This window comes from Neorhizobium sp. SHOUNA12A, from assembly GCF_023006505.1.
GTDB lineage: Bacteria > Pseudomonadota > Alphaproteobacteria > Rhizobiales > Rhizobiaceae > Neorhizobium.
This window is the reverse complement of record NZ_JALBGV010000006.1, coordinates 21,331-42,522: the sequence shown is the minus strand read 5'-3', so window position 1 is coordinate 42,522 and position 21,192 is coordinate 21,331. Positions and strand designations below refer to the sequence as shown.

At 62.3% G+C, this 21,192-nt stretch carries 23 protein-coding genes; 14 read left to right on the top strand and 9 right to left on the bottom strand.

Features of this window, described 5'->3' with window-relative positions; all coding sequences use genetic code 11:
* Positions 1-80 precede the first annotated feature (80 nt).
* The 3 genes from MOV63_RS04600 to rsmA are packed head-to-tail and all read left to right on the top strand — an operon-like array spanning position 81 to position 2,888.
* A complete protein-coding gene (locus tag MOV63_RS04600; RefSeq protein WP_244447512.1) occupies positions 81-995 on the top strand; it encodes a peptidylprolyl isomerase in 915 nt (304 codons plus the stop codon).
* 43 nt (positions 996-1,038) lie between these two features.
* Positions 1,039-2,055: a 4-hydroxythreonine-4-phosphate dehydrogenase PdxA gene (gene pdxA, locus MOV63_RS04595; protein WP_247031998.1), complete on the top strand. Its 1,017-nt coding sequence runs from the start codon at positions 1,039-1,041 to the stop codon at positions 2,053-2,055.
* A complete protein-coding gene (gene rsmA, locus MOV63_RS04590) occupies positions 2,055-2,888 on the top strand; it encodes a 16S rRNA (adenine(1518)-N(6)/adenine(1519)-N(6))-dimethyltransferase RsmA (RefSeq protein ID WP_247031996.1) in 834 nt (277 codons plus the stop codon). The genes pdxA and rsmA overlap by 1 nt, the downstream gene beginning before the upstream one ends.
* Before the next feature lie 138 nt (positions 2,889-3,026).
* On the opposite strand, the gene MOV63_RS04585 is transcribed toward rsmA, so the two are convergent.
* The gene (locus MOV63_RS04585; protein WP_038541693.1) at positions 3,027-3,407 is read right to left on the bottom strand and encodes a helix-turn-helix domain-containing protein; all 381 of its coding nucleotides are present in this window, start codon (positions 3,405-3,407) and stop codon (positions 3,027-3,029) included.
* A gap of 87 nt (positions 3,408-3,494) precedes the next feature.
* Between MOV63_RS04585 and MOV63_RS04580 the strand changes: the two genes are divergently transcribed.
* Positions 3,495-4,112, top strand: a complete 618-nt coding sequence (locus MOV63_RS04580) for an FMN-dependent NADH-azoreductase (RefSeq protein ID WP_247031994.1) — start codon at positions 3,495-3,497, stop codon at positions 4,110-4,112.
* Between the two features lie 103 nt (positions 4,113-4,215).
* On the opposite strand, the gene MOV63_RS04575 is transcribed toward MOV63_RS04580, so the two are convergent.
* Positions 4,216-5,409, bottom strand: a complete 1,194-nt coding sequence (locus tag MOV63_RS04575; RefSeq protein ID WP_247031992.1) for a TCR/Tet family MFS transporter — start codon at positions 5,407-5,409, stop codon at positions 4,216-4,218.
* A gap of 416 nt (positions 5,410-5,825) precedes the next feature.
* Here MOV63_RS04575 and MOV63_RS04570 point away from each other — a divergent pair, with 416 nt between their 5' ends.
* Positions 5,826-6,281 (top strand): DUF1772 domain-containing protein, encoded by a 456-nt coding sequence (locus tag MOV63_RS04570; protein ID WP_247031990.1) that lies wholly within the window; start codon positions 5,826-5,828, stop codon positions 6,279-6,281.
* A 31-nt stretch (positions 6,282-6,312) separates the two neighbouring features.
* Here MOV63_RS04570 and gmk read toward each other — a convergent pair whose 3' ends face one another.
* The 5 genes from gmk to MOV63_RS04545 form a co-directional block, all read right to left on the bottom strand.
* Entirely contained in the window at positions 6,313-6,993 is a 681-nt protein-coding gene (gene gmk, locus MOV63_RS04565) for a guanylate kinase (protein WP_038541680.1), read from the bottom strand.
* A gap of 3 nt (positions 6,994-6,996) precedes the next feature.
* Positions 6,997-7,884 (bottom strand): YicC/YloC family endoribonuclease, encoded by an 888-nt coding sequence (locus MOV63_RS04560; protein WP_247031988.1) that lies wholly within the window; start codon positions 7,882-7,884, stop codon positions 6,997-6,999.
* Positions 7,885-7,917: 33 nt separating this feature from the next.
* The gene (gene mltG, locus MOV63_RS04555; protein ID WP_247031986.1) at positions 7,918-9,111 is read right to left on the bottom strand and encodes an endolytic transglycosylase MltG; all 1,194 of its coding nucleotides are present in this window, start codon (positions 9,109-9,111) and stop codon (positions 7,918-7,920) included.
* 203 nt (positions 9,112-9,314) lie between these two features.
* The gene (gene fabF / locus MOV63_RS04550; RefSeq protein ID WP_038541672.1) at positions 9,315-10,577 is read right to left on the bottom strand and encodes a beta-ketoacyl-ACP synthase II; all 1,263 of its coding nucleotides are present in this window, start codon (positions 10,575-10,577) and stop codon (positions 9,315-9,317) included.
* Positions 10,578-10,705: 128 nt separating this feature from the next.
* Positions 10,706-10,942, bottom strand: coding sequence for an acyl carrier protein (locus MOV63_RS04545; RefSeq protein ID WP_003502080.1), 237 nt, complete (start codon positions 10,940-10,942; stop codon positions 10,706-10,708).
* Here MOV63_RS04545 and MOV63_RS04540 point away from each other — a divergent pair.
* Positions 10,941-11,216: a hypothetical protein gene (locus MOV63_RS04540; RefSeq protein ID WP_157885096.1), complete on the top strand. Its 276-nt coding sequence runs from the start codon at positions 10,941-10,943 to the stop codon at positions 11,214-11,216. The genes MOV63_RS04545 and MOV63_RS04540 overlap by 2 nt on opposite strands.
* A gap of 13 nt (positions 11,217-11,229) precedes the next feature.
* Here the strand turns inward: MOV63_RS04540 and fabG are convergent, their stop codons facing one another.
* Together fabG and fabD are read right to left on the bottom strand one after the other, a co-directional pair.
* Positions 11,230-11,967: a 3-oxoacyl-[acyl-carrier-protein] reductase gene (gene fabG, locus MOV63_RS04535; RefSeq protein ID WP_247031984.1), complete on the bottom strand. Its 738-nt coding sequence runs from the start codon at positions 11,965-11,967 to the stop codon at positions 11,230-11,232.
* Positions 11,968-11,995: 28 nt separating this feature from the next.
* Complete coding sequence (gene fabD / locus MOV63_RS04530; RefSeq protein WP_038541666.1) at positions 11,996-12,943, bottom strand: ACP S-malonyltransferase; 948 nt, start codon at positions 12,941-12,943, stop codon at positions 11,996-11,998.
* A gap of 165 nt (positions 12,944-13,108) precedes the next feature.
* On the opposite strand from fabD, the gene MOV63_RS04525 reads away from it, so the two are divergent.
* The 8 genes from MOV63_RS04525 to alr all read left to right on the top strand — a co-directional run bounded on the left by MOV63_RS04525 (position 13,109) and on the right by alr (position 21,092).
* Positions 13,109-14,152 (top strand): aldo/keto reductase, encoded by a 1,044-nt coding sequence (locus tag MOV63_RS04525; protein WP_247031982.1) that lies wholly within the window; start codon positions 13,109-13,111, stop codon positions 14,150-14,152.
* A gap of 31 nt (positions 14,153-14,183) precedes the next feature.
* Positions 14,184-15,023: a class I SAM-dependent methyltransferase gene (locus MOV63_RS04520; protein WP_247031980.1), complete on the top strand. Its 840-nt coding sequence runs from the start codon at positions 14,184-14,186 to the stop codon at positions 15,021-15,023.
* 351 nt (positions 15,024-15,374) lie between these two features.
* Entirely contained in the window at positions 15,375-15,854 is a 480-nt protein-coding gene (gene rpsF, locus MOV63_RS04515; protein WP_038541657.1) for a 30S ribosomal protein S6, read from the top strand.
* Positions 15,855-15,876: 22 nt separating this feature from the next.
* Positions 15,877-16,131 (top strand): 30S ribosomal protein S18, encoded by a 255-nt coding sequence (rpsR, locus tag MOV63_RS04510; RefSeq protein WP_007771634.1) that lies wholly within the window; start codon positions 15,877-15,879, stop codon positions 16,129-16,131.
* A gap of 159 nt (positions 16,132-16,290) precedes the next feature.
* Positions 16,291-17,277 (top strand): DUF2232 domain-containing protein, encoded by a 987-nt coding sequence (locus tag MOV63_RS04505; protein WP_247031978.1) that lies wholly within the window; start codon positions 16,291-16,293, stop codon positions 17,275-17,277.
* Between the two features lie 37 nt (positions 17,278-17,314).
* A complete protein-coding gene (gene rplI, locus MOV63_RS04500; RefSeq protein ID WP_247031976.1) occupies positions 17,315-17,890 on the top strand; it encodes a 50S ribosomal protein L9 in 576 nt (191 codons plus the stop codon).
* 254 nt (positions 17,891-18,144) lie between these two features.
* Positions 18,145-19,641, top strand: coding sequence for a replicative DNA helicase (locus MOV63_RS04495; protein WP_038541647.1), 1,497 nt, complete (start codon positions 18,145-18,147; stop codon positions 19,639-19,641).
* Positions 19,642-19,928: 287 nt separating this feature from the next.
* Entirely contained in the window at positions 19,929-21,092 is a 1,164-nt protein-coding gene (gene alr / locus MOV63_RS04490) for an alanine racemase (RefSeq protein ID WP_247031974.1), read from the top strand.
* Positions 21,093-21,192: the final 100 nt, after the last annotated feature.

Below are 21,192 nucleotides of genomic sequence, written 5' to 3'. Positions count from 1 at the left end.
AGGCTGGGCGGGTTCAAGTACCCACCGGGGCGGGAAAAGGGATTGGTATCATGTTCGCAATGACCGCAACGCGCAAGCTGATGCTGGCCGCGGCCGCTTTGGCCGCCTCGGTCGTCATCCAGCCCGGCGTCCAGCAGGCGCAGGCCGCAAGCGAAGTCTCAGCCGTCGTCAACAGGACGGCGATCACCAGCAGCGATGTCGCCAAGCGCGTCGCCTTCCTGCGCCTTCAGCGTCAGAAGGCCGATGCCAAGACGGCGCGCGAGGTACTGGTGGATGAGGCGCTGAAGCGCCAGGAAATCTCCCGCGTGAAAATGTCGGTCAGCACCGAGGACGTCGACAAGGCCTTCGAGCGGTTTGCCGCCGGCAACAAGCTGAGCGTGGCGCAGATGAGCCAGATCCTCGAGAAAGCCGGCGTCGGCGTCGAGCATTTCAAGAGTTACATCGCCGTGCAGATGAGCTGGCCGCGGCTGGTCAACGCCCGTTACGGCGGCTCGCGCGGCCGCATGTCGAGCCAGGAACTCGTCAAGCGCATGATGGAGAACAAGGAAAAGCCGGTCACCACCGAATATTTCCTGCAACAGGTAATCTTCGTCGTGCCCCCGGCCAAGCGCAATGCCATTCTCGCCAAACGCCAGAAGGAAGCGAACGCCGCACGCTCCAAATTCCCGGGCTGCGAGCAGTCGAAGGATTTCGCCGCGACCATGCTGGACGTGTCGATCCGCGACCTCGGCCGCGTTCTCGCCCCCGAACTGCCGGCCGACTGGAAACCGCTGATCGAGAAGACAGCCGATGGCGGCACGACTGGCACCCGCGTCACCGAACGTGGTGTCGAGTTTCTGGCCATCTGCAAGCAGCGCCAGGTATCGGACGATCTTGCGGCGGAAGTCGTGTTCCGCGCCGAGGACCTCGGCAAGGAGAAGAAGGGCGCTCCCGACCCCAACGACAAGAAATATCTCGATGACCTGCGCAGCAAGGCACAGATCGAGTATCGCTAAGAATATCGCTGACCTCGACACTTAAGTCATTCCCGGAGCCGTAATGCCTCTCGACCGTCCGCTTGCGTTGACCCAGGGCGATCCTGCCGGCATCGGCCCCGATATCACGCTTGTCGCCTGGGCCTCGCGTCAGAAATACGACCTGCCGCCTTTCCTCTTCCTCGGCGATCCGGCCGTGCTCAGGGCCCGCGCCGTGCTGCTCGGCCTCGACGTGCCGATTCGGGAGGCGGATAGCGACAGCGCGATGTCGATCTTTCAGGATGCCCTGCCCGTGCTGCCAATTGCCGCCGGCGCAGAAATCGCCGCCGGCGAACCGCATGTGGCAACCGCCAAGGGGACGATCCAGGCAATCCAGACCGCCGTTTCGCTCTCGCTCGAAGGCAAGGCCGCCGGCACGGTCACCAATCCGATCGCCAAATCCATTCTCTACCAGGCCGGCTTCGGTTTCCCCGGCCACACGGAATTTCTCGCCGACCTTGCCGAGCGCGCCACGGGCAAGAAGATCCTGCCGGTGATGATGCTGGCGGGGCCGAAGCTTAGGGCGATCCCCGTCACCATCCATATCCCGATCAGCCAAGTCCCGGCGGCCCTCAATGCGGACCTGATCGCCGAGACCTGCCGTATCGCCCATCACGATCTCAAGACCCGTTTCGGCATCGACAAGCCGCGGCTTGCGGTTGCCGGCCTCAACCCGCATGCGGGTGAGGATGGCGCGATCGGCCGCGAGGACCAGGACATTATCCATCCGGCGATCTTCAAGCTGCGGGCCGAGGGCCTGCACGTCTTCGGGCCACTGCCGGCCGATACGATGTTCCACGACGAGGCGCGCGCTCGCTACGACGTGGCGATCTGCATGTATCACGACCAGGCGCTGATCCCCGCCAAGGCGCTCGGCTTCGACACCTCCGTCAACGTCACGCTCGGCCTGCCGTTCATCCGCACCTCGCCGGACCATGGCACGGCATTCGGTATCGCAGGCCAGGGTGTGGCCCGCGAAACCAGCCTCGTCGAGGCGATCAAGCTGGCCGGCAATCTCGCTCTCACTTCGAAAGCCGCCTGATGGCCACTCTGGACGGCTTGCCGCCGCTGCGGGACGTGATCCAGCGTCACGGGCTCGACGCCAGGAAGGCGCTCGGCCAGAATTTCCTTCTCGACCTCAATCTCACCCAGAAGATCGCCCGCAGCGCCGGACCGCTCGGCGATGCGACCGTCTTCGAGGTCGGCCCCGGACCCGGCGGCCTGACCCGAGCCATCCTGTCGCTCGGCGCCAAGAAGGTGATCGCGGTCGAACGGGACAGCCGCTGCTTGCCGGCACTCGCCGAAATCGGCGAGCATTACCCCGGCCGGCTGGAGGTGATCGAAGGCGACGCGCTGAAGACCGACTTCGCGGCACTCGCGCCTGAAGGCCCGGTAAAGATCATCGCCAACCTGCCCTACAATGTCGGCACCCAGCTTCTCATCAACTGGCTGCTGCCTTCGCCCGACCGATGGCCGCCCTTCTGGGAAAGCCTGACGCTGATGTTCCAGAAGGAAGTCGGCCAACGGATCGTCGCCGACGAGGAGGACGATCATTACGGCCGCCTCGGCGTGCTCGCCGGCTGGCGCACCGATGCGCACATGGTTTTCGACGTGCCGCCGCAGGCCTTCACGCCGCCGCCGAAGGTCACCTCCACGGTCGTCCACCTGACGCCGCGCCAAAATCCCCTGCCCTGCGACGTCGCCAAGCTGGAGCGCGTCACCCACGCCGCCTTCGGCCAGCGCCGGAAGATGCTGCGCCAGAGCGTCAAGTCACTCGGTGGCGAGGCCTTGCTTGTCAAAGCCGGGATCGATCCGGCGAGGCGGGCGGAAACGCTGTCGGTCGAAGAGTTCGTTCGGTTGGCGAACTGTCTCTGAGCTCCGGCCAAGACCGCTTTCGGCCCGAATCTGCAGTTGGCGATCTTGGCGTAGACGAGCGGCTTTGCCCTTCAGCATTGCGGCGGATTCGCAGTCTTTTAGCGACAGATGAGCGACAAGCGCCAGCTCCGCTCAGGTTCATCTAGTTTGGTCATATTGCCAGCGCGCCTGCTCGATCACATCCCGGTTTGAATCTGCCCAGGTCATCAAGGCCATGACTGGGGCGAGAAGCGACCTGCCGACCGCAGTCAGTTCGTAATCCACGCGCGGTGGGATCGTCGGAAAGTGGGTGCGACTGATCAAACCGTCGCGTTCCAATTGCCGAAGCGTAATCGTGAGCATCCGCTGCGAGATCCCGTCGATCTGCCGTCGCAATGCATTGAAGCGGACCGGCCCATCCTTCAGGGCCACGAAGATGTAAAGACTCCATTTATCGGCGATGCGATCGAGGATTTCCCGAACGGGACGGCAGTCAGCGTCTTCGCTTGGGGTAGGAAACTCTATGTCACCGAGTGTCATGAATGTGCCTTCTTGCGGGCGGTCAAATAGTTATCTTAATAGGGTTGGTCACAATTTGATACTACTCTATTCTCCCAGGAGCCACCAATGACCAACATCCTCCTCGTCACCTCCAGCCCACGCGGTCCTCAAAGCCTTTCCACCCGATTTTCTCGTGACATCGCTGAAAGCCTCAGCGCCCGTTCTGCCGGCACAATTGTCGAACGTGATCTTGGGGCGGCCCCTCTGCCGCATATCACAGCCGCCTATATCGACGGCCGCGTTGCGCCGCCCGAGACACGTACACCCGAACAGACCGAAGCCGTCGATCTCGCTCAAACCCTCGTTGATGAGGTCCAGGCTGCCGACGTAATTGTCGTTGGCTCGGGCATGATCAACTTCGGCCCGCCGACGCAGCTCAAGGCTTGGTTTGACTATATCACTTGGCCTGGCGTCACCTTTCGCTACGACGCAACCGGTGTGATGGGATTGTTGCCCGCCAAGAAAGTCTATCTCGTGACCGCAACTGGCGGCGTCTTTTCGGAAGGCAGGAACGCCCCGTTGGACTTCCAGACCACCTATCTCGTGCATCTTCTCGGTTTTATAGGACTGACGGATATCGAAGTGGTCCGCGTGGAAGGGACACTCGTCAGCCCGGACGCTGCCAAGGCTGCGATCGCCTCCACCGAAGCCCAGATCCGGGCTGCACTAGAGCGTGCCGCCTGACCGGCAAACCCATCAGTCAGCTAGCCAAGAAATCGGCGAATGGCCCTGATGCGAGCGGGGTCGAAGAATTCGCTAGGCTGGCGAACTGTCTTTGAGCAGTCCTCTACGCCACCAGGGCCGTTGCCGGTTTCTTGAGACGTAAACCGAGAACCAGCGGGACGCTGGTGGCGTAGACAGCGACCACCGATAGCCAGATCGCACCTGGCCATTGCTCCCGCACGACGAAATAGAAGCTGGAAAAAGCCAACGGTCCCACGATCGAGGCCAGGCTCACGGCCGAGGCCAGCACGCCCTGGAACTGGCCCTGCTGGCTCTCGTCGACCTGCCGGGTCGCCAGAGACTGCAGTGCTGGAACGCCGATGCCGCCGAGGGCGAAAACCGGCATGATCGCGAAGATCATCCAGCTCTCGGTCGCAAAGGCCATGACGGTCAATGCAATGCAGGCGCTGGCAACACCCGTCAGAATGGCAGTTCGCTCGCCGAGCAGCTTCACCGCCGGTCCCGGAAGGAACGCCTGGGCGAGCGTCTGGCAGACACCGAATGTGCCGAGCGAAAGACCGATCCAAAGCCCGTTCCACCGGAAAGCGTCGCTCCCCCAGAGGGCCCAGGAGGTGCCATAGGCCTCGCCGGTGGCGCTGAAGACGAAAAAGATGAAGATGAGCGGCAGCAGGCTCTTCACCGAGAACACCCAGCGCAGCGGCGACAGCGGGTTGAGTGCTCCGAGGTCGATTTTCTCCCGTTTGGGTGTGCGCGACTCCGGCAGGATGAAGAACGCCAGCAGAAGATTGCAGGCATTGAGCATGGCCGCCGCCATGAAGGGCAGCCGCAGCCAATAATCACCAAGGGCGCCGCCAAGAATGGGGCCGACGATGAAACCGATGCCGAACATGGCGTTGAACAGGCCAAAGCGGCGGGCGCGCTTATCCTCGGGAGAAATGTCGGTGATGTAAGCGGCCGCCACCGAGGTGTTGGCACTGGTCAACCCGGCAATGGCGCGACCGAGCAGCAACATCCAGAGGCTGGGCGCAAAGGCGAGGAACAGGTAATTGATGGCCGCGCCGGCAAGCGAGATCAGAAGCACCGGGCGTCGCCCGAGCCGGTCGCTCAGCGAATCGAGCACCGGTGCGAAGATGAACTGCATCACCGCGTAGAGGGCAGTCATGATGCCGATATAGGGAGCCACGTTTTCGGTGTGGGTGACGTCCTGCAGCAGCGAGGGCAGGATCGGAAAGATGAGGCCAATGCCAACGGCATCAAGGACGATGGCAGTGAAAATAACGATGAGGGATCTGTTCATGGCACGCTCCGGTGGACGCGAGCATACAAGCGCCGCCAGGCGCCATCGCTCGCGATTAGGCCTGACGGACGTCAGGCGTTCTTTTCTGGGGAACGCTGGCCGATCCACGCTCGAAAGGGCATGGATGGCGTGTGCTTGACCACCTGGACGACAATTCGTCCACCTGTTTACTCCGCCACTGAGCGGATCAAGGGAAGCAGTCGCTTTTCGCGATATTTGCCAGTTACACCCGACGACTAAATTCGACAAGGCTCTTTTTTGCCACCACTTCCATCAACGGCCATCTTTGAAGTCCCCGGGCTGGCCACCGCCGCATCTTTCTCCGCTTTGGATCTAGAATGGGCAGCCGCGTTTCAGCCTGCCGGGAACCTTTGGTGTTCCGTCTCGTTCGAATTTAAGAGCTGAGGACGCCTGGCATGGTGATTAGAACTGTTCAGTTTCTGACAATCATCGTCTCTGCGCTTACGCTGATTCCGGCGGGAGCGCATCTTGCCGCTCTGCCCAACAAGATTGACTTGCCGCAGGCCGAGTATTTCACCGTGCAGGGGATCTACCGAGGGTGGGCCGCTCTCGGGGCGTTATGGGCACTTGCGTTGATCCTGAACATCGCGCTCGCATTTCTTGTCCGCTCGCAGGCGCGGTCCCTCGGATTTTCCGTGGCCGCCGTCGCTTGTTTTTCCGCGATGATCATCATCTTTTATCATTGGACGTTTCCGGCCAATCAGGCGACACAGAATTGGACCGTTGCTCCTGCAAATTGGCAAGCGCTGAGACAGCAATGGGAATACTCCCATGCGGCGAACACGGTGATCGCCTTCCTGGCCGTCTGCTTTGTTACATTGTCCACGCTTTGCTGGAAGCCGTCCTACTAAGAGCTCCTCCGCAACGTGACCTTCGAATAGCTTAAAGCTTCGGCTCTTCCGTCAGCAGTTCGCTGACGAAATCGAACAGGCCATGGCGGCGGTCGCGGCGGATGCGTTCGGCGTTGACGATGCAACTGACATGCCCGAAAGCCTCGTCGAGATCGTCGTTGACGATGACGTAGTCGTATTCCCGCCAATGCTCGATCTCGGCGCGGGAATTCAGGAGCCGCGTGCGGATCACCTCTTCGGAGTCCTCGGCGCGGCGGTGCAGGCGCGACTGCAGTTCGGTCATGGTCGGCGGCAGCACGAAGATGGAGACGACGTCGGCCGCCATCTTTTCCTGCAGCTGGCGGGCGCCCTGCCAGTCGATGTCGAACAGCATGTCGCGGCCCTCGCTCATCGCCAATTCCACCGGCTCGCGCGGGGTGCCGTAGAAATTGCCATGCACCTCGGCCCATTCGAGCAGGTCCCCGGCGTCGCGCATCTTCTCGAATTGCTGCACGGTGATGAAATGATAGTGCTTGTCGGCGATCTCGCTCGGCCGCTTGGCCCGCGTTGTGACGCTGATCGAGATTTCGAGGCTGCGATCCGCATCCAGGAGATTGCGGGCGATCGTCGACTTGCCGGCGCCCGATGGCGAGGAAAGAACCAGCATCAGCCCGCGTCGGGCGATCTTCACGGGCGAGGACGGCTTGCCCTGGGACGATGGGGCCGGGCTCATGTCTTACTCCAGATTCTGGACCTGTTCGCGGAACTGGTCGATGACGACTTTCAACTCTATGCCGGCGGAGGTGACCGCGGCCGAATTGGACTTCGAACAGATAGTATTCGATTCCCGGTTAAATTCCTGTGCAAGGAAATCAAGCCGCCGGCCGACCGGGCCGCCCTTGTCTATAAGCTCGTTGGCAGCCACCACATGGGCCTTCAGCCGGTCGATCTCTTCGCGCAGATCGGCCTTGGTAGCAAGCAGCGCCGCCTCCGCATGCAGCCGGTCGCGGTCGAGCGTCGGCGCCTCCTGGAGAAGCGCTGCGAGCTGGAAGGAGAGCTTGCGGGCGATCTCTTCCGGCGTGCGGGAAGGATCGGTTTCGACGACTTGGGCGAGCTCGGCGATGCGGGCGACCTGGCTCTTCAGCACAGCCGCAAGCGCCGTGCCCTCGCCTTCGCGCATCCGCTGCAGATGGCCGATCGCCTCATCGAGGCTCGTGAGGATCGCAGCGTCGCGGGCTGCGACCGTCTCCTCGTCCTCTTCCGCCTCGCGGATGTCGACCAGGCCGCGAATGCCCATCAGCGTGTCGAGCCTGAGCGGCGACGGATCGACGAGATCTCCGAGTTCGGCACGCAGCGCCAGCACGGCAGCCAGCGCATCGCGGTTCAGCACCGCCTCCACCTTGGTTTCGGCAACGGTGAGGGTGAGGGTCGCCTGCAGATTGCCGCGCGAAAATTTCTCCGTGATCAGCCGGCGGACGTCCGGCTCCAGGCGTTCGAGGCCGGGCGGCAGACGCAGCCTTATATCGAGGCCCTTGCCGTTCACCGAGCGCAGTTCCCATGCGTAACGGTTGCGCCCGCTCGTGCCTTCGCTGCGGGCAAAACCGGTCATGGACTGCAATGTCATCGGTGTCTCCAGATCATGCTTTAAAGGAAGCGGTCAGTTGCTCTTCGGTGGCTTTTCCGCTTCGTCGCCATCCGGCTGGCCGTCCACCACTTCCGGGTTGGCGGCGCGCTCGGATTCCATTCTACGCCAACGGCGGACGTTGGCATTGTGTTCCTCGAGCGTCGCAGCGAACACATGACCGCCGGTGCCGTCGGCCACGAAATAGAGGTCCTTGGTCCGCCAGGGATTGGCCACGGCCTGCAGCGCCGCGCGGCCGGGATTGGAGATCGGCGTCGGCGGCAGGCCCTTGATCTGGTAGGTGTTGTAGGGCGTCTGCTTGGCGAGGTCCGATTTGAAGATCGGCCGGTCGGAAGGTTTTCCCTCGCCGCCGAAGATGCCGTAGACGATCGTGGGGTCCGATTGCAGGCGCATGCCGCGCTGCAGCCGGTTGATGAAGACGGAGGCCACATGGGCGCGCTCGTCTTCCTTGCCGGTCTCCTTCTCGACGATCGAAGCGAGCACGACGAATTCTTCCTTGGTCTTGATCGGCAGGCCGGGATCGCGGCGCTCCCAGATCTGATCGACCAGCTTCTGCTGTGCGACGCGCATCTGCTGGATGATGTCGGCCCGCTTATTGCCGCGCGTGAACTTGTACGTGTCGGGGCGCAGGCTGCCTTCCTGCGGCAGTTCGGCCGGCAGGTCGCCTTCGAGAGCCGGGTCCTCGGCAAGCCGCAGCATCATCTGCCTGACGGTCAGGCCTTCAGGAAAAACAACGGAATAGAGGATCGACTTGCCACCTTCCAGCACGCCCATGACGTCCTTCATGGAGGCGCGTGCCTTGATCTCGTATTCGCCGGCCTTCAGCGTCTCGCCGTTGCGGAGATAGGTGGCAGTCATGTAGCGGAAGATGCGCGCATCGGAAATGATGCCGTTGCGCTCCAGATTGCTGGCAATTTCAGAGTTGCTGTTGCCGGGGCGGACCATGAAATGGGTGTTGGCTTCGAGCGGGCCCGGCTGCTGGAACGCCGAGATCATGTAGTAGAAGCCGGCAATCCCGATCACGCAGAGAACGACGACCATGGTCATCACGAAATTCAGGAAGATGACGACCTGGCTGCGCGCCTTCTTGGAACGGCGGGGCGGTTCCGGAACACGTTCGGGCTTCAGGGCCTCGTTCGGCGATTTCGGAATAATCGGCCCCCTGCCATTGCCGGGCGGCAGTTCACTGACATGATTCGTATCGTTCAACCGCGCCCCCCGGGGTTAACGCCCCCTACAGACTCAAAGACTTGCAACCCGCTGTTTGGCCAACCAATGCGGCGAAAAACAGGTCCAGAAGATGATACGAGCCGGCTCGCGAGTCCAGCCGGCATATGTTTCAGGGGCCGAAACGATCCATGCCCGAAAAGTTCGGCCCAAAGATCGAGGCGCCAGAGATCAGGCCCGAAAGATCAGGCCTCGTAGCGGCGCAGCACGAGAGATGCGTTGGTGCCGCCGAAACCGAAGGAGTTCGACAGCGCCACATTGATCTCGCGCTTGCGCGCCTTGTGCGGCACTAGGTCGATCGCCGTCTCGACATCGGGATTGTCGAGGTTGAGCGTCGGCGGCGCGATATTGTCGCGGATGGCGAGCGCCGAGAAGATCGCCTCGACCGCACCGGCAGCACCGAGAAGATGGCCGATCGCCGACTTGGTCGACGACATCGAGATCTTCGAGGCCGCATTGCCGACCAGACGCTCGACCGCGCCAAGCTCGATCGTGTCGGCCATGGTCGAGGTGCCATGGGCGTTGATGTAGTCAACGTCCGACGCCGAAATACCCGCACGCTTCAGCGCCGCAGTCATGCAGCGAAACGCGCCGTCGCCGTCTTCCGAAGGCGCGGTGATGTGGAAGGCGTCCCCGGACATGCCGTAGCCGACCACTTCCGCGTAGATCTTGGCGCCGCGGGCCTTGGCATGTTCCAGCTCTTCCAGAACCACGATGCCGGCACCCTCGCCCATGACGAAACCATCGCGGTCGCGGTCATAGGGGCGCGAAGCCTTCTGCGGATCGTCGTTGTGTTGGGTCGAAAGCGCCTTGCAGGCGGCAAAACCGGCCAGCGAAATGCGGCAGATAGGCGATTCCGCACCGCCGGCGACCATCACCTCGGCATCGCCGAAGGCGATCATCCGGGCCGCATCGCCGATGGCGTGCGCGCCGGTGGAACAGGCAGTGACGACGGCGTGGTTCGGACCGCGCAGCTTGTGGCGGATCGACACCTGGCCGGAGACGAGATTGATCAGCCGGCCGGGAATGAAGAAGGGCGAGATGCGGCGCGGACCTTTGTCGCGCAACGTATAGCCTGCCTCGACAATGCCTTCGAGGCCGCCGATACCCGAGCCGATCAGCACGCCGGTGGCGATCTGGTCCTCGTCGGTCTTCGGATGCCAGCCGGCATCTTCAAGCGCCATTTCGGCGGCGGCCACGCCATAGATGATGAAGGGATCGACCTTGCGCTGTTCCTTCGGCTCCATCCACTGGTCGACGTTGAACGTGCCATCGGAGCCGTCGCCGACAGGAATGCGGCAGGCGATTTTTGCGGGAAGGTCTTCGACCTCGAATTCAGTGACGACGCGGGCGGCATTGCCGCCGGCAAGCAGCCGCGACCAGCTGACTTCCGTTCCGCATCCGAGAGGAGATACCATGCCGGTACCGGTGATAACGACCCGTCTCATCGCCAGTGCCCTACCCTATAATTTTTCTCGATTTTTCAGGGCCTAAGCCCCAATTGCTGAAACGGCCCGAACAAGCGGGCCGTTTGCGGGATCTGCCTTGCGGCGCCATCCCCTCTATGTCGGGTCGATCAGGCCTGAGCCTTCTCGATGAACTTCACAGCGTCGCCGACGGTCAGGATGGAATCGGCGGCATCGTCGGGGATTTCAACGCCGAATTCTTCCTCGAAAGCCATGACCAGTTCGACGGTGTCGAGCGAGTCCGCACCAAGATCGTCGATGAAGCTTGCGCCTTCGACGACTTTGTCGGCGTCGACGCCGAGGTGGTCAATAACAATTTTCTTCACGCGTTCTGCGATATCGCTCATGTCGGTTTCCTCGACCTTTGTCTTTATCGAATGCCCGATTGGCATCCGCACCCTGTTAAAAACCTGCGACCGCCGCTTGTTCAGCGCCGATGCGGGCAAACCCGTTCTCCCCTTTTCAGGTTCCAATCCTATCGCGCTCACGCAATATGACGGCCTGCATATCAGGGTGACCATTCACAGTCATGGCCCGCTTAACATGGTTTCCGTGTTCAGCAAAGCCAGAATTTGTTCCATTGCACAGCCGCCAACAACCGTTTGCAACGTGTTTTCTTGAAGGCGGCACTCTATCAGATCATCGCCATGCCGCCGTTGACATGCAGGGTCTGGCCGGTGACGTAACCCGCCTCGCTGGAGGCGAGATAAAGAACCGCAGACGCGATGTCCGAACCGGCGCCCATGCGCTTCATCGGAATGGCGCCGAGGATCGCCTCTTTCTGCTTGTCGTTGAGCTTTCCGGTCATCGCGCTGTCGATGAAGCCCGGCGCCACGCAGTTGACCGTGACGTTGCGGGTGGCGATTTCCTGGGCGAGCGACTTTGAGAAGCCGATCATGCCAGCCTTGGAGGCGCAGTAGTTGGTCTGGCCCGGATTGCCGGTGACGCCGACCACGGAGGTGATGTTGATGATGCGGCCATAACGGCGGCGCATCATCGGATGGGTGAGTTCGCGGGTCAGGCGGAAGACTGCCGTCAGGTTGACTTCCAGGACCCTATCCCAGTCGTCGTCGCTCATGCGCACGAACAGGCCGTCCTTGGTGATGCCGGCATTGTTGACGAGGATGTCGACGCCTTCGAGTTCGGCCTCGGCCTTCTCACCGAGCGCCTTCACTTCGGCGCGGTCGGAGAGATTTGCCGGGAAGATCTTGACGCGCTCGCCGAGTTCGGAGGCCAGAGCTTCGAGCTTTTCAACGCGCGTGCCATGCAGGCCGACGGTGGCGCCTCGGCTATGCAGCATCCGGGCGATCTCCTCGCCGAGCCCGCCGGTTGCGCCCGTCACCAATGCCTTGCGGCCGGTCAAATCAAACATGATCGTGTTCCTTCGCGTGTCTCTGGTTTCAGCCCATGATGGCTGTGAGCGCGGCTTCGATATCGGCCGGCGTGTTGACGGCAATGCCGGAGATATTCTTGTCGATGCGGCGGGCAAGGCCGGTCAGCACTTTTCCCGAGCCGATCTCATAAAGAGTGGTCACGCCGTTGGCGCCGAACCATTCCACCGTCTCGCGCCAGCGCACCTGGCCCGTCACCTGGGTGACCAGTAGCGTAGCGACCTCATCGGCATCGTAGACCGGCACGGCGCGCACGTTGGCGATTACCGGCACGACCGGATTATGCTTCTCCACCTTGTCGAGCGCGTGACGCATGGCGTCGGCGGCCGGCGCCATCAGGTCGCTGTGGAAGGGTGCGGAGACGGGCAGCATGATGGCGCGCTTGGCGCCCTTTTCGGTCGCAAGCCCGGCCGCTTTCTCGACGGCCGCCTTGGAGCCGGAGATGACGAGCTGGCCGCCACCATTGTCGTTGGCAATCTGGCAGACGCCGGCATCGCGGGCCGCAGCGCAGATCGCGTCGACGTCGCCGTGTTCAAGGCCGATGATCGCCGCCATGGCGCCCTGCCCGACGGGAACCGCCGACTGCATGGCGTCGCCGCGAATGCGGAGCAACCGCGCCGTATCAGCTAGCGAGAAGGTGCCGGCAGCGCACAGCGCCGAGTATTCTCCTAGCGAATGGCCGGCAACGAAGGCAACCTTGTCGGCGAGCTTCAGGCCGCGCGCTTCCATCACCCGGATCGCTGCGACAGAGACCGCCATCAGCGCCGGCTGCGCATTGGCGGTCAGCGTCAACGTTTCTTCCGGACCGTTCCACATGATGTCGGAAAGCTTCTGGCCGAGCGCCTCGTCGACTTCATCGAAGACGGCGCGGGCTTCGGGAAAAGCCTCCGCCAGATCCTTGCCCATGCCGACGGCCTGGCTGCCCTGGCCGGGGAACGTGAATGCGATCGTGCTCATGGGGATGATTTCCTTCCCTTATGTTTTGCCTCTCCATTCACATTCCGGCCCGGAGAGTCAAGGGCAGCGCGGTTTTCGAGCCCTTTTACAACCTGTTGTCCCCTTGCGCTTCATCAAATCCGGCTTAGAGTGCCGCCGACTTTTTGAGAACGGGATCTCATTTCCATGAAGTATAAAAAACTCGGCCGCACGGACTTGTCCGTGTCGGAAATCTGCCTTGGCACCATGACCTGGGGCACCCAGAATTCGGAAGCCGAAGCCCATGAGCAGATGGACCACGCTTTCGAGAACGGCGTCAACTTCTTCGATACTGCCGAACTCTATCCGACCACGCCGGTCAGCGCCGCCACCTATGGCCGCACCGAGGAATATATCGGCACCTGGCTGAAAAAGAGCGGCAAGCGCAAGGACCTCGTCCTCGCCACGAAGATCGCCGGCAGCGGCCGTCCGCATATCCGCGATGGGCGCGACATCGAATCCGCCACCATCCGCGAGGCGGTCGACGCCAGCCTGACCCGCCTGCGGACCGATTATCTCGACCTCTACCAGATCCACTGGCCGAACCGCGGCACTTTCCATTTCCGCAACTCCTGGACCTTCGACGTCGCGCAGCAGGACCGCGACAAGGCGGCGGCCGAAATCGCCGAGATTCTCGAGACGCTCGGCGACCTGGTGAAGGAAGGCAAGCTGCGTGCCGTCGGCCTTTCCAACGAAAGCGCCTGGGGCGCGATGAAGTACCTGCGGCTGTCGGAGAAAAAGGCCCTGCCGCGCATCGCCTCGCTGCAGAACGAATACAATCTCCTCTACCGGCACTTCGATCTCGACCTCGCCGAGGTCGCGCACCACGAGGGTGTCGGGCTGATGGCCTATTCGCCGCTCGCCGCCGGCATCCTCACCGGCAAGTATCAGAACGGCGCAAGGCCGGAAGGCTCGCGCGCCACGATCAACAAGGATCTCGGCGGCCGCCTGACGCCCTATCAGGAGCCGGCAGTGAAGGCCTATATCGAGGTCGCGGCCAAACACGGCCTCGACCTCGCCCAGATGGCGCTCGCCTTCTGCCTGTCGCGCCCCTTCATGACGTCGATCATCGTCGGCGCAACGTCCGTCGCCCAGCTGAAGCATGACATGGCGGCGGCCGACGTGACACTGTCTGACGAGGTGTTCGCGGACATCGCCAAGGTCCATCGTCAATATCCGATGCCGCTGTAAGATAGGGCATGCATTCGGGGGGAGCAAAGCCATGTCACGAGCCAGGACAACATCGACGGGCCACGAGGCGAGCGACGCTTCCTGGCTCGATCTTCATTACCGTTCGTCGCGGGCGGAATACGAGCACGCGCTCTCGAGCGTCGGAATAAAAACCGGATGGTCGGTGCTCGACGCCGGCTGCGGCGGGGGCGACTTCCTTCCGCTGCTTGCCGAGTTCGTCGGAACGGAGGGGGCGATCACCGCCCTTGACCTGGCACCCGAAAACATCGCCGGGGTGGAAACGCTTGCCCGGGAAGGCCGCCTCCCCTCCGGTATCGTCACCAAGGTCGGCAGCCTCCTCGATCTTCCCTTTCCGGACGCGGCGTTCGACTGCGTCTGGATCGCCAATGTCGCGCAATACCTGACGCCGGCCGAATTCGAGACCGCCGTCGCCGAAGCGCGGCGCGTCCTCAAACCCGGCGGCCTGCTGGCGATCAAGGAATTCGACTCGCATATCCTCCAGGTCCTGCCGATGGATAGCGGTGCCTTTTCGCGCTTCATGAATATCCGGCTGGCGACCTTCGCCACCAAAGGCGTACTCGGCACCGGCTCGGGAACCGGCATCGCCTCGCGCCTTCGCGCAACCGGGCTGACGGACATCACCGCGCGCGGTTTCCTGGTGGAGCGCTGGGCCGATTGCGGTGCGGACACCAAGGCCTATGTCCGCAGCCTGCTCTCCTATTTCGCAACGGTCGCGCCGCAATACCCGCTTCCGTCCGAGGATCTCGCCACCTGGCAGGGCGTTGCCGCCAATCCCGAGAGGCTGCTTGACGATCCCGGCTTCTGCTACCGCGAGTTCTTCGTGCTGACGCTTGCAACCATGCCCGGCTGAGCACGCGTGATTTTCGAACGAAGCCGCCGGGCGAGAGCGGCGCTACATCGATCAGCAAGCGTACAAGGAGGATGACGGGCGGAAGTTCGAGGAACGGCCTTGCCATCTCGCCAAAAATCCGTATAAGCGCGCTGTTCGCAACACCCGGTCTTCTGGCTGGTGGCTGAACGGAGGGCAGGTTCGCCGCAAGGCAAGCCGCAGGGACCATAGGGTCCAAGCCTCCCGTGTCTCCGCTCTCGACCGTCTCGATAACAACACTTTTCTTGCCTGGGGTTTTCCCGTTCAGGAGCAGTCGTTGAGGCTTAGCCGCCGAGGTCCGGGTAGACAACCGCAAGAAAAGGCAAAGCTTACATGGCTCTTTATGAACACGTATTCCTTGCCCGGCAGGATATGTCCGCTCAGCAGGTTGATGCCCTCGTCGAACAGTACAAGGGCGTCATCGAAGCTAACGGCGGCAAAGTCGGGCGCATTGAAAACTGGGGCCTCAAGTCCCTCACCTACCGCATCAACAAGAACCGCAAGGCTCATTACGCCCTGATGGACATCGACGCACCGGCTCCGGCCGTGCACGAGATGGAACGCCAGATGCGCATCAACGAAGACGTTCTTCGCTACATGACGATCGCCGTCGAGAAGCATGAAGAAGGTCCGTCGGCGATGATGCAGAAGCGCGACCGTGACGACCGTCCGCGCCGCGATGGCGACGACCGCGGCCCGCGCCGCGAATTCGGCGACCGTCCTCCGCGCCGCGAAGGCGGCTTCGGCGACCGTCCGGACCGTGGTCCGCGTGAAGGCGGCTTCGAGCGCCGTCCGCGCGAAGACCGTGCGTAATAGAGGCTAAGGAGAAAAGACCATGGCTGACGTATCATCATCCTCCTCCCAGGCACGCCGTCCGTTCCATCGCCGCCGCAAGACCTGCCCGTTCTCGGGTGCCAATGCGCCGAAGATCGACTACAAGGACGTACGCCTCCTGCAGCGCTACATTTCCGAGCGTGGCAAAATCGTTCCGTCGCGCATCACTGCCGTTTCCCAGAAGAAGCAGCGCGAACTCGCCCAGGCGATCAAGCGCGCCCGCTTCCTCGGCCTGCTGCCCTACGTCGTAGCGTAATTACGAATACTAGACCCGCTGATCAAGAGTCAGCGGGTCTATCCCTTCCGCGATGGGCGCGGATCGGAACCTTCCAAATCCCATGTTGGGGATGAAGTACCTGAGACAGTGATTCAGGTGTGATCCCCTAACTGCTTCAAAAAGCAGGACAGCGAGACCGTGACGAACAAGATACAGACAGTGCTGCCCACCGGCATTCTTGCCGGCATTGCCGCCACCCTGCTCGTGCTGGGTGCGAATGCGCAGCTGTCGTTTGCGTCCTTGCTTTACGCCGCCTCCTCGCTTCCGATCTTCATCGCCGGCCTCGGCTGGGGCAATCGCGCCGCCGTCATCGGCATCGTGACGGCCGGAACCCTCGGCGCCATCCTCGTCTCGCCGATGTTTGCCGTCGCCATGGCGGTCTTCACGCTGATCCCGGCGGGCTGGCTTTCGCATCTCGCCAATCTCGCGCGTCCCGCCTCCGAACTCGGCGGCCCGGACAACCTGATGGCCTGGTACCCGATCTCGGATATCCTTCTCCATCTCTGCGGCCTGGTGACGATCGCCGTCATCGCGCTCGGGGTCGCGATCGGCTACGGCCCGGAACTTACCGACCAGATGGTCGATGCGATGACTGCGGCCCTCAAGGCCCAGGAGCCGGCCTTTACGCCGGAACCGGCGGGCATGGCGCAGACCAAGTCGCTGCTGGTGCTGATGTTGCCGCTCGTCCAGGGCGGCGTTTGGGTGACGCTGCTGTTTGCCGCCTTCTACATCGCCGTGCGTATCGTATCGCGCTCCGGCCGGGCCTTGCGTCCACGCGAGGACATGCCGTCGGCACTCAGGATGAACCGGCATGCGATCTTCATCTTCCTCGGCGGCATCGTGCTCTCCTTCCTCGGCGGCGTCCCGGCGATGATCGGCGCGACGATCTGTGGCACGTTCGGCGCCGGCTTCCTGATGGCCGGTTTCGCTTCCCTGCACTTCCGCAGCCTCGGCAAGGACTGGCGCATCCCGGTCCTCGTCCTCTGTTACCTCTCTTCCATGCTCGTCCTGCCGGCGATCGCGATCCTCATCCTGGGGCTTTCCGATACGAGACGGACGATCGCGCTCACTCCGCTCAAGACCGGCGCGAGCCCCGACAACAAGACCACCGAAAACAAGAACTGAAAAACAAGAACCGACTGATCGAAAGGAAACCTAAATCATGCAAGTCATCCTGCTTGAACGCGTACCGAAGCTTGGCCAGATGGGCGAAACCGTCAAGGTTCGCGACGGCTTTGCCCGTAACTACCTCCTGCCGCTCGGCAAGGCTCTCCGCTCCAACGAAGCTAACAAGAAGCGCTTCGAATCCGAGCGCGCCACGCTCGAAGCCCGCAACCTCGAGCGCAAGGGCGAAGCCCTGAAGGTCGCCGAAGTTCTCGACGGCAAGTCCTTCGTCGTCGTGCGCGCCGCCGGCGAAACCGGCCAGCTCTACGGCTCGGTTGCTGCCCGCGACATCGTCGAAGCGCTCGCTGCCGAAGGCTTCACCATCGGCCGCAACCAGGTCGACCTCAACACGCCGATCAAGGAAATCGGCCTGCACAAGGTCTCCCTGCACCTGCATGCGGAAGTCGAAGTTTCGGTCCAGCTGAACGTCGCCCGCTCGACGGAAGAAGCTGAACGCCAGTCCCAGGGCGAAAGCCTCACCTCGGCCGACGCCATCTACGGCGTCGACGAAGATGCGCTGCGTCCGGAAGACTTCTTCGATCCGGAAGCCGACGGCGTCGGCGAAGACGAATAATCGTCTTTTCCAAAGCATTTCAAAGAGCGCCCGGCCCGAAAGGTCCGGGCGTTTTTTTGTCTCTTTTCAACGTGTAGAATGAGGCGTCACACCAGCGATTCGCCGATTGCCACAGTCAACCGGATTCGTGCCGTCCTCCGCAATTTTATGGGTGGCCTGTGAATCACTGTGTGTAGCGAACTGAATCATTTCAGGACGCCTCGCAACCCGTTAGAACCGACGGCTTGGCAGCAGGACAGAACGGACAGAAGACCATGAACGACGCAGTACGCAAGCTCGCCAACATCCAGCCGGCAGAGCCGCATTACCGCGAAGCCCCGAACAATATCGAGGCCGAACAGGCGCTTCTCGGCGCGATCCTGGTCAATAACGACGCCTATTACCGCGTTTCCGATTTCCTGAAGCCCGTCCATCTTTACGAGCCCCTGCACCGCAAGATCTTCGAGGTCGCCGGCGACATCATCCGGATGGGCAAGACCGCCAATCCGGTGACGATCAAGACCTTCCTGCCCGCCGACGACAAGGTCGGCGACCTGACGGTGGCGCAATATCTCGCCCGCCTCGCCTCCGAAGCCGTGTCGATCATCAATGCGGAGGACTACGGAAGGGCGATCTACGACCTGGCGCTACGCCGCGCGCTGATCACCATCGGCGAGGACATGGTCAACATCGCCTTCGACGCGCCGCTCGACATGCCGCCGCAGACGCAGATCGAGGATACCGAACGCCGGCTGTTCGAGCTCGCCGAAAACGGCCGTTACGACGGCGGTTTCCAGTCGTTCAACGACGCGGTGGCGCTTGCGATCGACATGGCCGGCCAGGCCTTCGAGCGAGACGGCCATCTTTCCGGTGTCTCGACCGGCATCATGTCTCTCGACAGCAAGATGGGCGGGCTTCAGCGCTCCGACTTGATCGTGCTTGCGGGACGCCCCGGCATGGGCAAGACCTCGCTTGCCACCAACATCGCCTATAACATTGCCGCCTCCTACGAGCCGGAAGTCCAGCCGGACGGTTCGTACAAGGCCAAGAACGGCGGCGTCGTCGGCTTCTATTCGCTCGAAATGTCGGCCGAACAGCTCGCCACCCGTATCATCTCCGAGCAGACGGAAGTCTCCTCGTCAAAGATCCGCCGCGGCGACATCACCGAGGCGGATTTCGAAAAGCTCGTCGCCTGCAGCCAAATGATGCAGAAGGTGCCGCTGTTCATCGACCAGACCGGCGGTATCTCGATCGCCCAGCTTTCCGCCCGCGCCCGCCGCCTGAAGCGCCAGCGCGGCCTCGATTGCCTGGTGGTCGACTATATCCAGCTGATGACCGGCTCGGGTAAATCCGGCGAGAACCGCGTTCAGGAAATCACCCAGATCACCACCGGCCTGAAAGCGCTCGGCAAGGAACTCAACGTGCCGATCATCGCGCTGTCGCAGCTCTCGCGCCAGGTGGAAAGCCGCGACGACAAGCGCCCGCAGCTCTCCGACCTTCGCGAATCGGGCTCGATTGAACAGGACGCCGACGTGGTGTTGTTCGTGTTCCGCGAGGAATATTACGTCAAGAACATGGAACCACGCGACATCGCCGACCCGAAATATCCCGAATGGGAAGTGCTGATGGACAAGGTCAAGGGCACCGCCGACGTGATCATCGCCAAGCAGCGCCACGGACCGACCGGCACCGTCAAGCTCGCCTTCCAGTCGGAATATACCCGCTTCGCCGATTTGGCCGACCCGAGCTTCACGCAATACGAAGAGCATTGATCAGGGCGGTCGCCGATATCATTTTTCGGCCGATGGCAAGTTTCGGATCGTCTCAGCGGGATTGGGGTTTTCATCGTCAATATTTGAGCCAGCCCGCCCCCCTCTGGCCTGCCGGCCAGAGGGGGGCGAGCATATTCCAGCGCTTGTGACAGGTCTGCGGCATCCACGACCCAAAAGATTGTGCAGCGCGAAGGATTTTGCAGGCATGGTCTTTTTCCTGCCTTCGAAACCGGTAGGATCGCTGCAACCGTTCTCATCCCCCCGATCCTCATGCCTTACGAGCCGACATGACCGATTTCGACAGCGAGCTTTCCTATCCCGACGATTTCGATATCGCGCCGGTCCGGCTGACCGTCGATCTGGGTGCGCTTGGCGACAACTGGCGGGAGATGGCGCGGCGGTCGGGAACGGCGCGGACGGCGGCCGTCGTCAAGGCCGATGCCTACGGGCTCGGGCTGGAGGATTGCGGCATCACGCTTTACGAGGCCGGCGCCCGGGATTTCTTCGTGGCGGTGGTGCAGGAAGGCATGACGCTGCGCACCTATGCGCCCGACGCCCGGATCTACGTACTCTCCGGCATCTGGCCCGGTCAGGAGCGGATGTTCTTCGAACACGATCTGGTGCCCGTTCTGGCCTCCGAGGAACAGCTGGCCTTCTGGATGTCGGTGACGGCAGAATACGGCGACCACCCCTGCGCGCTGCAGGTGGACACCGGCTTCAACCGGCTCGGCCTGCCGCTTGAGGACGCCATCGCCTTTGCCGACGACGTGTCGCGGCCGGCAAGCTTCTCGCCGGTCCTGGTACTCTCGCATCTCCATAGCGGCGATACCCCCTCCTCGCCGCTCAACCAGAAACAGCTTTCGGCCTTCCAGAAGGTCGCGGAGGCTTTCGAAGGCATCGAGACGAGCCTTTCGGCATCTGCCGGGATCTTCCTCGGCCCCGAATATCATTTCGATCTCACCCGCCCCGGCATCGCGCTTTATGGCGGCGAGGCGGTGGCCGGGGTGCCGAACCCGATGAAGCCCGTCGCCAAGGCGGAAGCTCGCATCATCCAGATCCGCGACGGCAAAAAGGGCGAGACGGTGAGCTACGGTGGCACCTATCAGCTCTCCCGCGACAGCCGGCTGGCGATCGTCTCTGCGGGTTACGCGGACGGCTACAAACGCGCGCTCTCCGGTTCCGGCGTGCCGCTGCGCCAGACCATAGGTCAGGGCGGCTTCGGCTTCGTCGCCGGCCGCAAGGTTCCGGTCATCGGCCGCATCACCATGGACCTGACGATCTTTGACGTCACCGACGTCCCGGCATCAGACATCGCTGCCGGTGATTATGTCGAACTGTTCGGCCCCAACATCGCCCTTGACGACGTCGCCCGCGCCGCCGGCACGATCGGCTACGAGCTGCTGACCAGCCTCGGCCTGCGCCATGAGCGGCGGTACATCGAGGCCGAATAACTCCCGTCCTCCTTGCCATCACCTGCATTTTCGGATTAGACAAGATGAGTTCCGCTTTTGTTCACGGTGGAATTTTGTGAATATCGAAGGCGGCAACTGA

Excerpts from the sequence above, each read along its gene's own strand:
- MOV63_RS04570 (WP_247031990.1), top strand. The coding sequence starts at position 5,826 with ATGGTGATTAGAACTGTTCAGTTTCTGACAATCATCGTCTCTGCGCTT.
- MOV63_RS04600 (WP_244447512.1), top strand. The coding sequence starts at position 81 with ATGCTGGCCGCGGCCGCTTTGGCCGCCTCGGTCGTCATCCAGCCCGGC.
- rpsR (WP_007771634.1), top strand. The coding sequence starts at position 15,877 with ATGGCTGACGTATCATCATCCTCCTCCCAGGCACGCCGTCCGTTCCAT.
- rsmA (WP_247031996.1), top strand. The coding sequence starts at position 2,055 with ATGGCCACTCTGGACGGCTTGCCGCCGCTGCGGGACGTGATCCAGCGT.
- MOV63_RS04580 (WP_247031994.1), top strand. The coding sequence starts at position 3,495 with ATGACCAACATCCTCCTCGTCACCTCCAGCCCACGCGGTCCTCAAAGC.
- fabF (WP_038541672.1), bottom strand. The coding sequence starts at position 10,577 with ATGAGACGGGTCGTTATCACCGGTACCGGCATGGTATCTCCTCTCGGA.
- pdxA (WP_247031998.1), top strand. The coding sequence starts at position 1,039 with ATGCCTCTCGACCGTCCGCTTGCGTTGACCCAGGGCGATCCTGCCGGC.
- MOV63_RS04525 (WP_247031982.1), top strand. The coding sequence starts at position 13,109 with ATGAAGTATAAAAAACTCGGCCGCACGGACTTGTCCGTGTCGGAAATC.
- MOV63_RS04545 (WP_003502080.1), bottom strand. The coding sequence starts at position 10,942 with ATGAGCGATATCGCAGAACGCGTGAAGAAAATTGTTATTGACCACCTC.
- MOV63_RS04560 (WP_247031988.1), bottom strand. The coding sequence starts at position 7,884 with ATGACATTGCAGTCCATGACCGGTTTTGCCCGCAGCGAAGGCACGAGC.
- MOV63_RS04585 (WP_038541693.1), bottom strand. The coding sequence starts at position 3,407 with ATGACACTCGGTGACATAGAGTTTCCTACCCCAAGCGAAGACGCTGAC.
- MOV63_RS04540 (WP_157885096.1), top strand. The coding sequence starts at position 10,941 with ATGTCGGTTTCCTCGACCTTTGTCTTTATCGAATGCCCGATTGGCATC.
- gmk (WP_038541680.1), bottom strand. The coding sequence starts at position 6,993 with ATGAGCCCGGCCCCATCGTCCCAGGGCAAGCCGTCCTCGCCCGTGAAG.
- MOV63_RS04495 (WP_038541647.1), top strand. The coding sequence starts at position 18,145 with ATGAACGACGCAGTACGCAAGCTCGCCAACATCCAGCCGGCAGAGCCG.
- rpsF (WP_038541657.1), top strand. The coding sequence starts at position 15,375 with ATGGCTCTTTATGAACACGTATTCCTTGCCCGGCAGGATATGTCCGCT.
- MOV63_RS04520 (WP_247031980.1), top strand. The coding sequence starts at position 14,184 with ATGTCACGAGCCAGGACAACATCGACGGGCCACGAGGCGAGCGACGCT.
- MOV63_RS04575 (WP_247031992.1), bottom strand. The coding sequence starts at position 5,409 with ATGAACAGATCCCTCATCGTTATTTTCACTGCCATCGTCCTTGATGCC.
- alr (WP_247031974.1), top strand. The coding sequence starts at position 19,929 with ATGACCGATTTCGACAGCGAGCTTTCCTATCCCGACGATTTCGATATC.
- fabD (WP_038541666.1), bottom strand. The coding sequence starts at position 12,943 with ATGAGCACGATCGCATTCACGTTCCCCGGCCAGGGCAGCCAGGCCGTC.
- rplI (WP_247031976.1), top strand. The coding sequence starts at position 17,315 with ATGCAAGTCATCCTGCTTGAACGCGTACCGAAGCTTGGCCAGATGGGC.
- fabG (WP_247031984.1), bottom strand. The coding sequence starts at position 11,967 with ATGTTTGATTTGACCGGCCGCAAGGCATTGGTGACGGGCGCAACCGGC.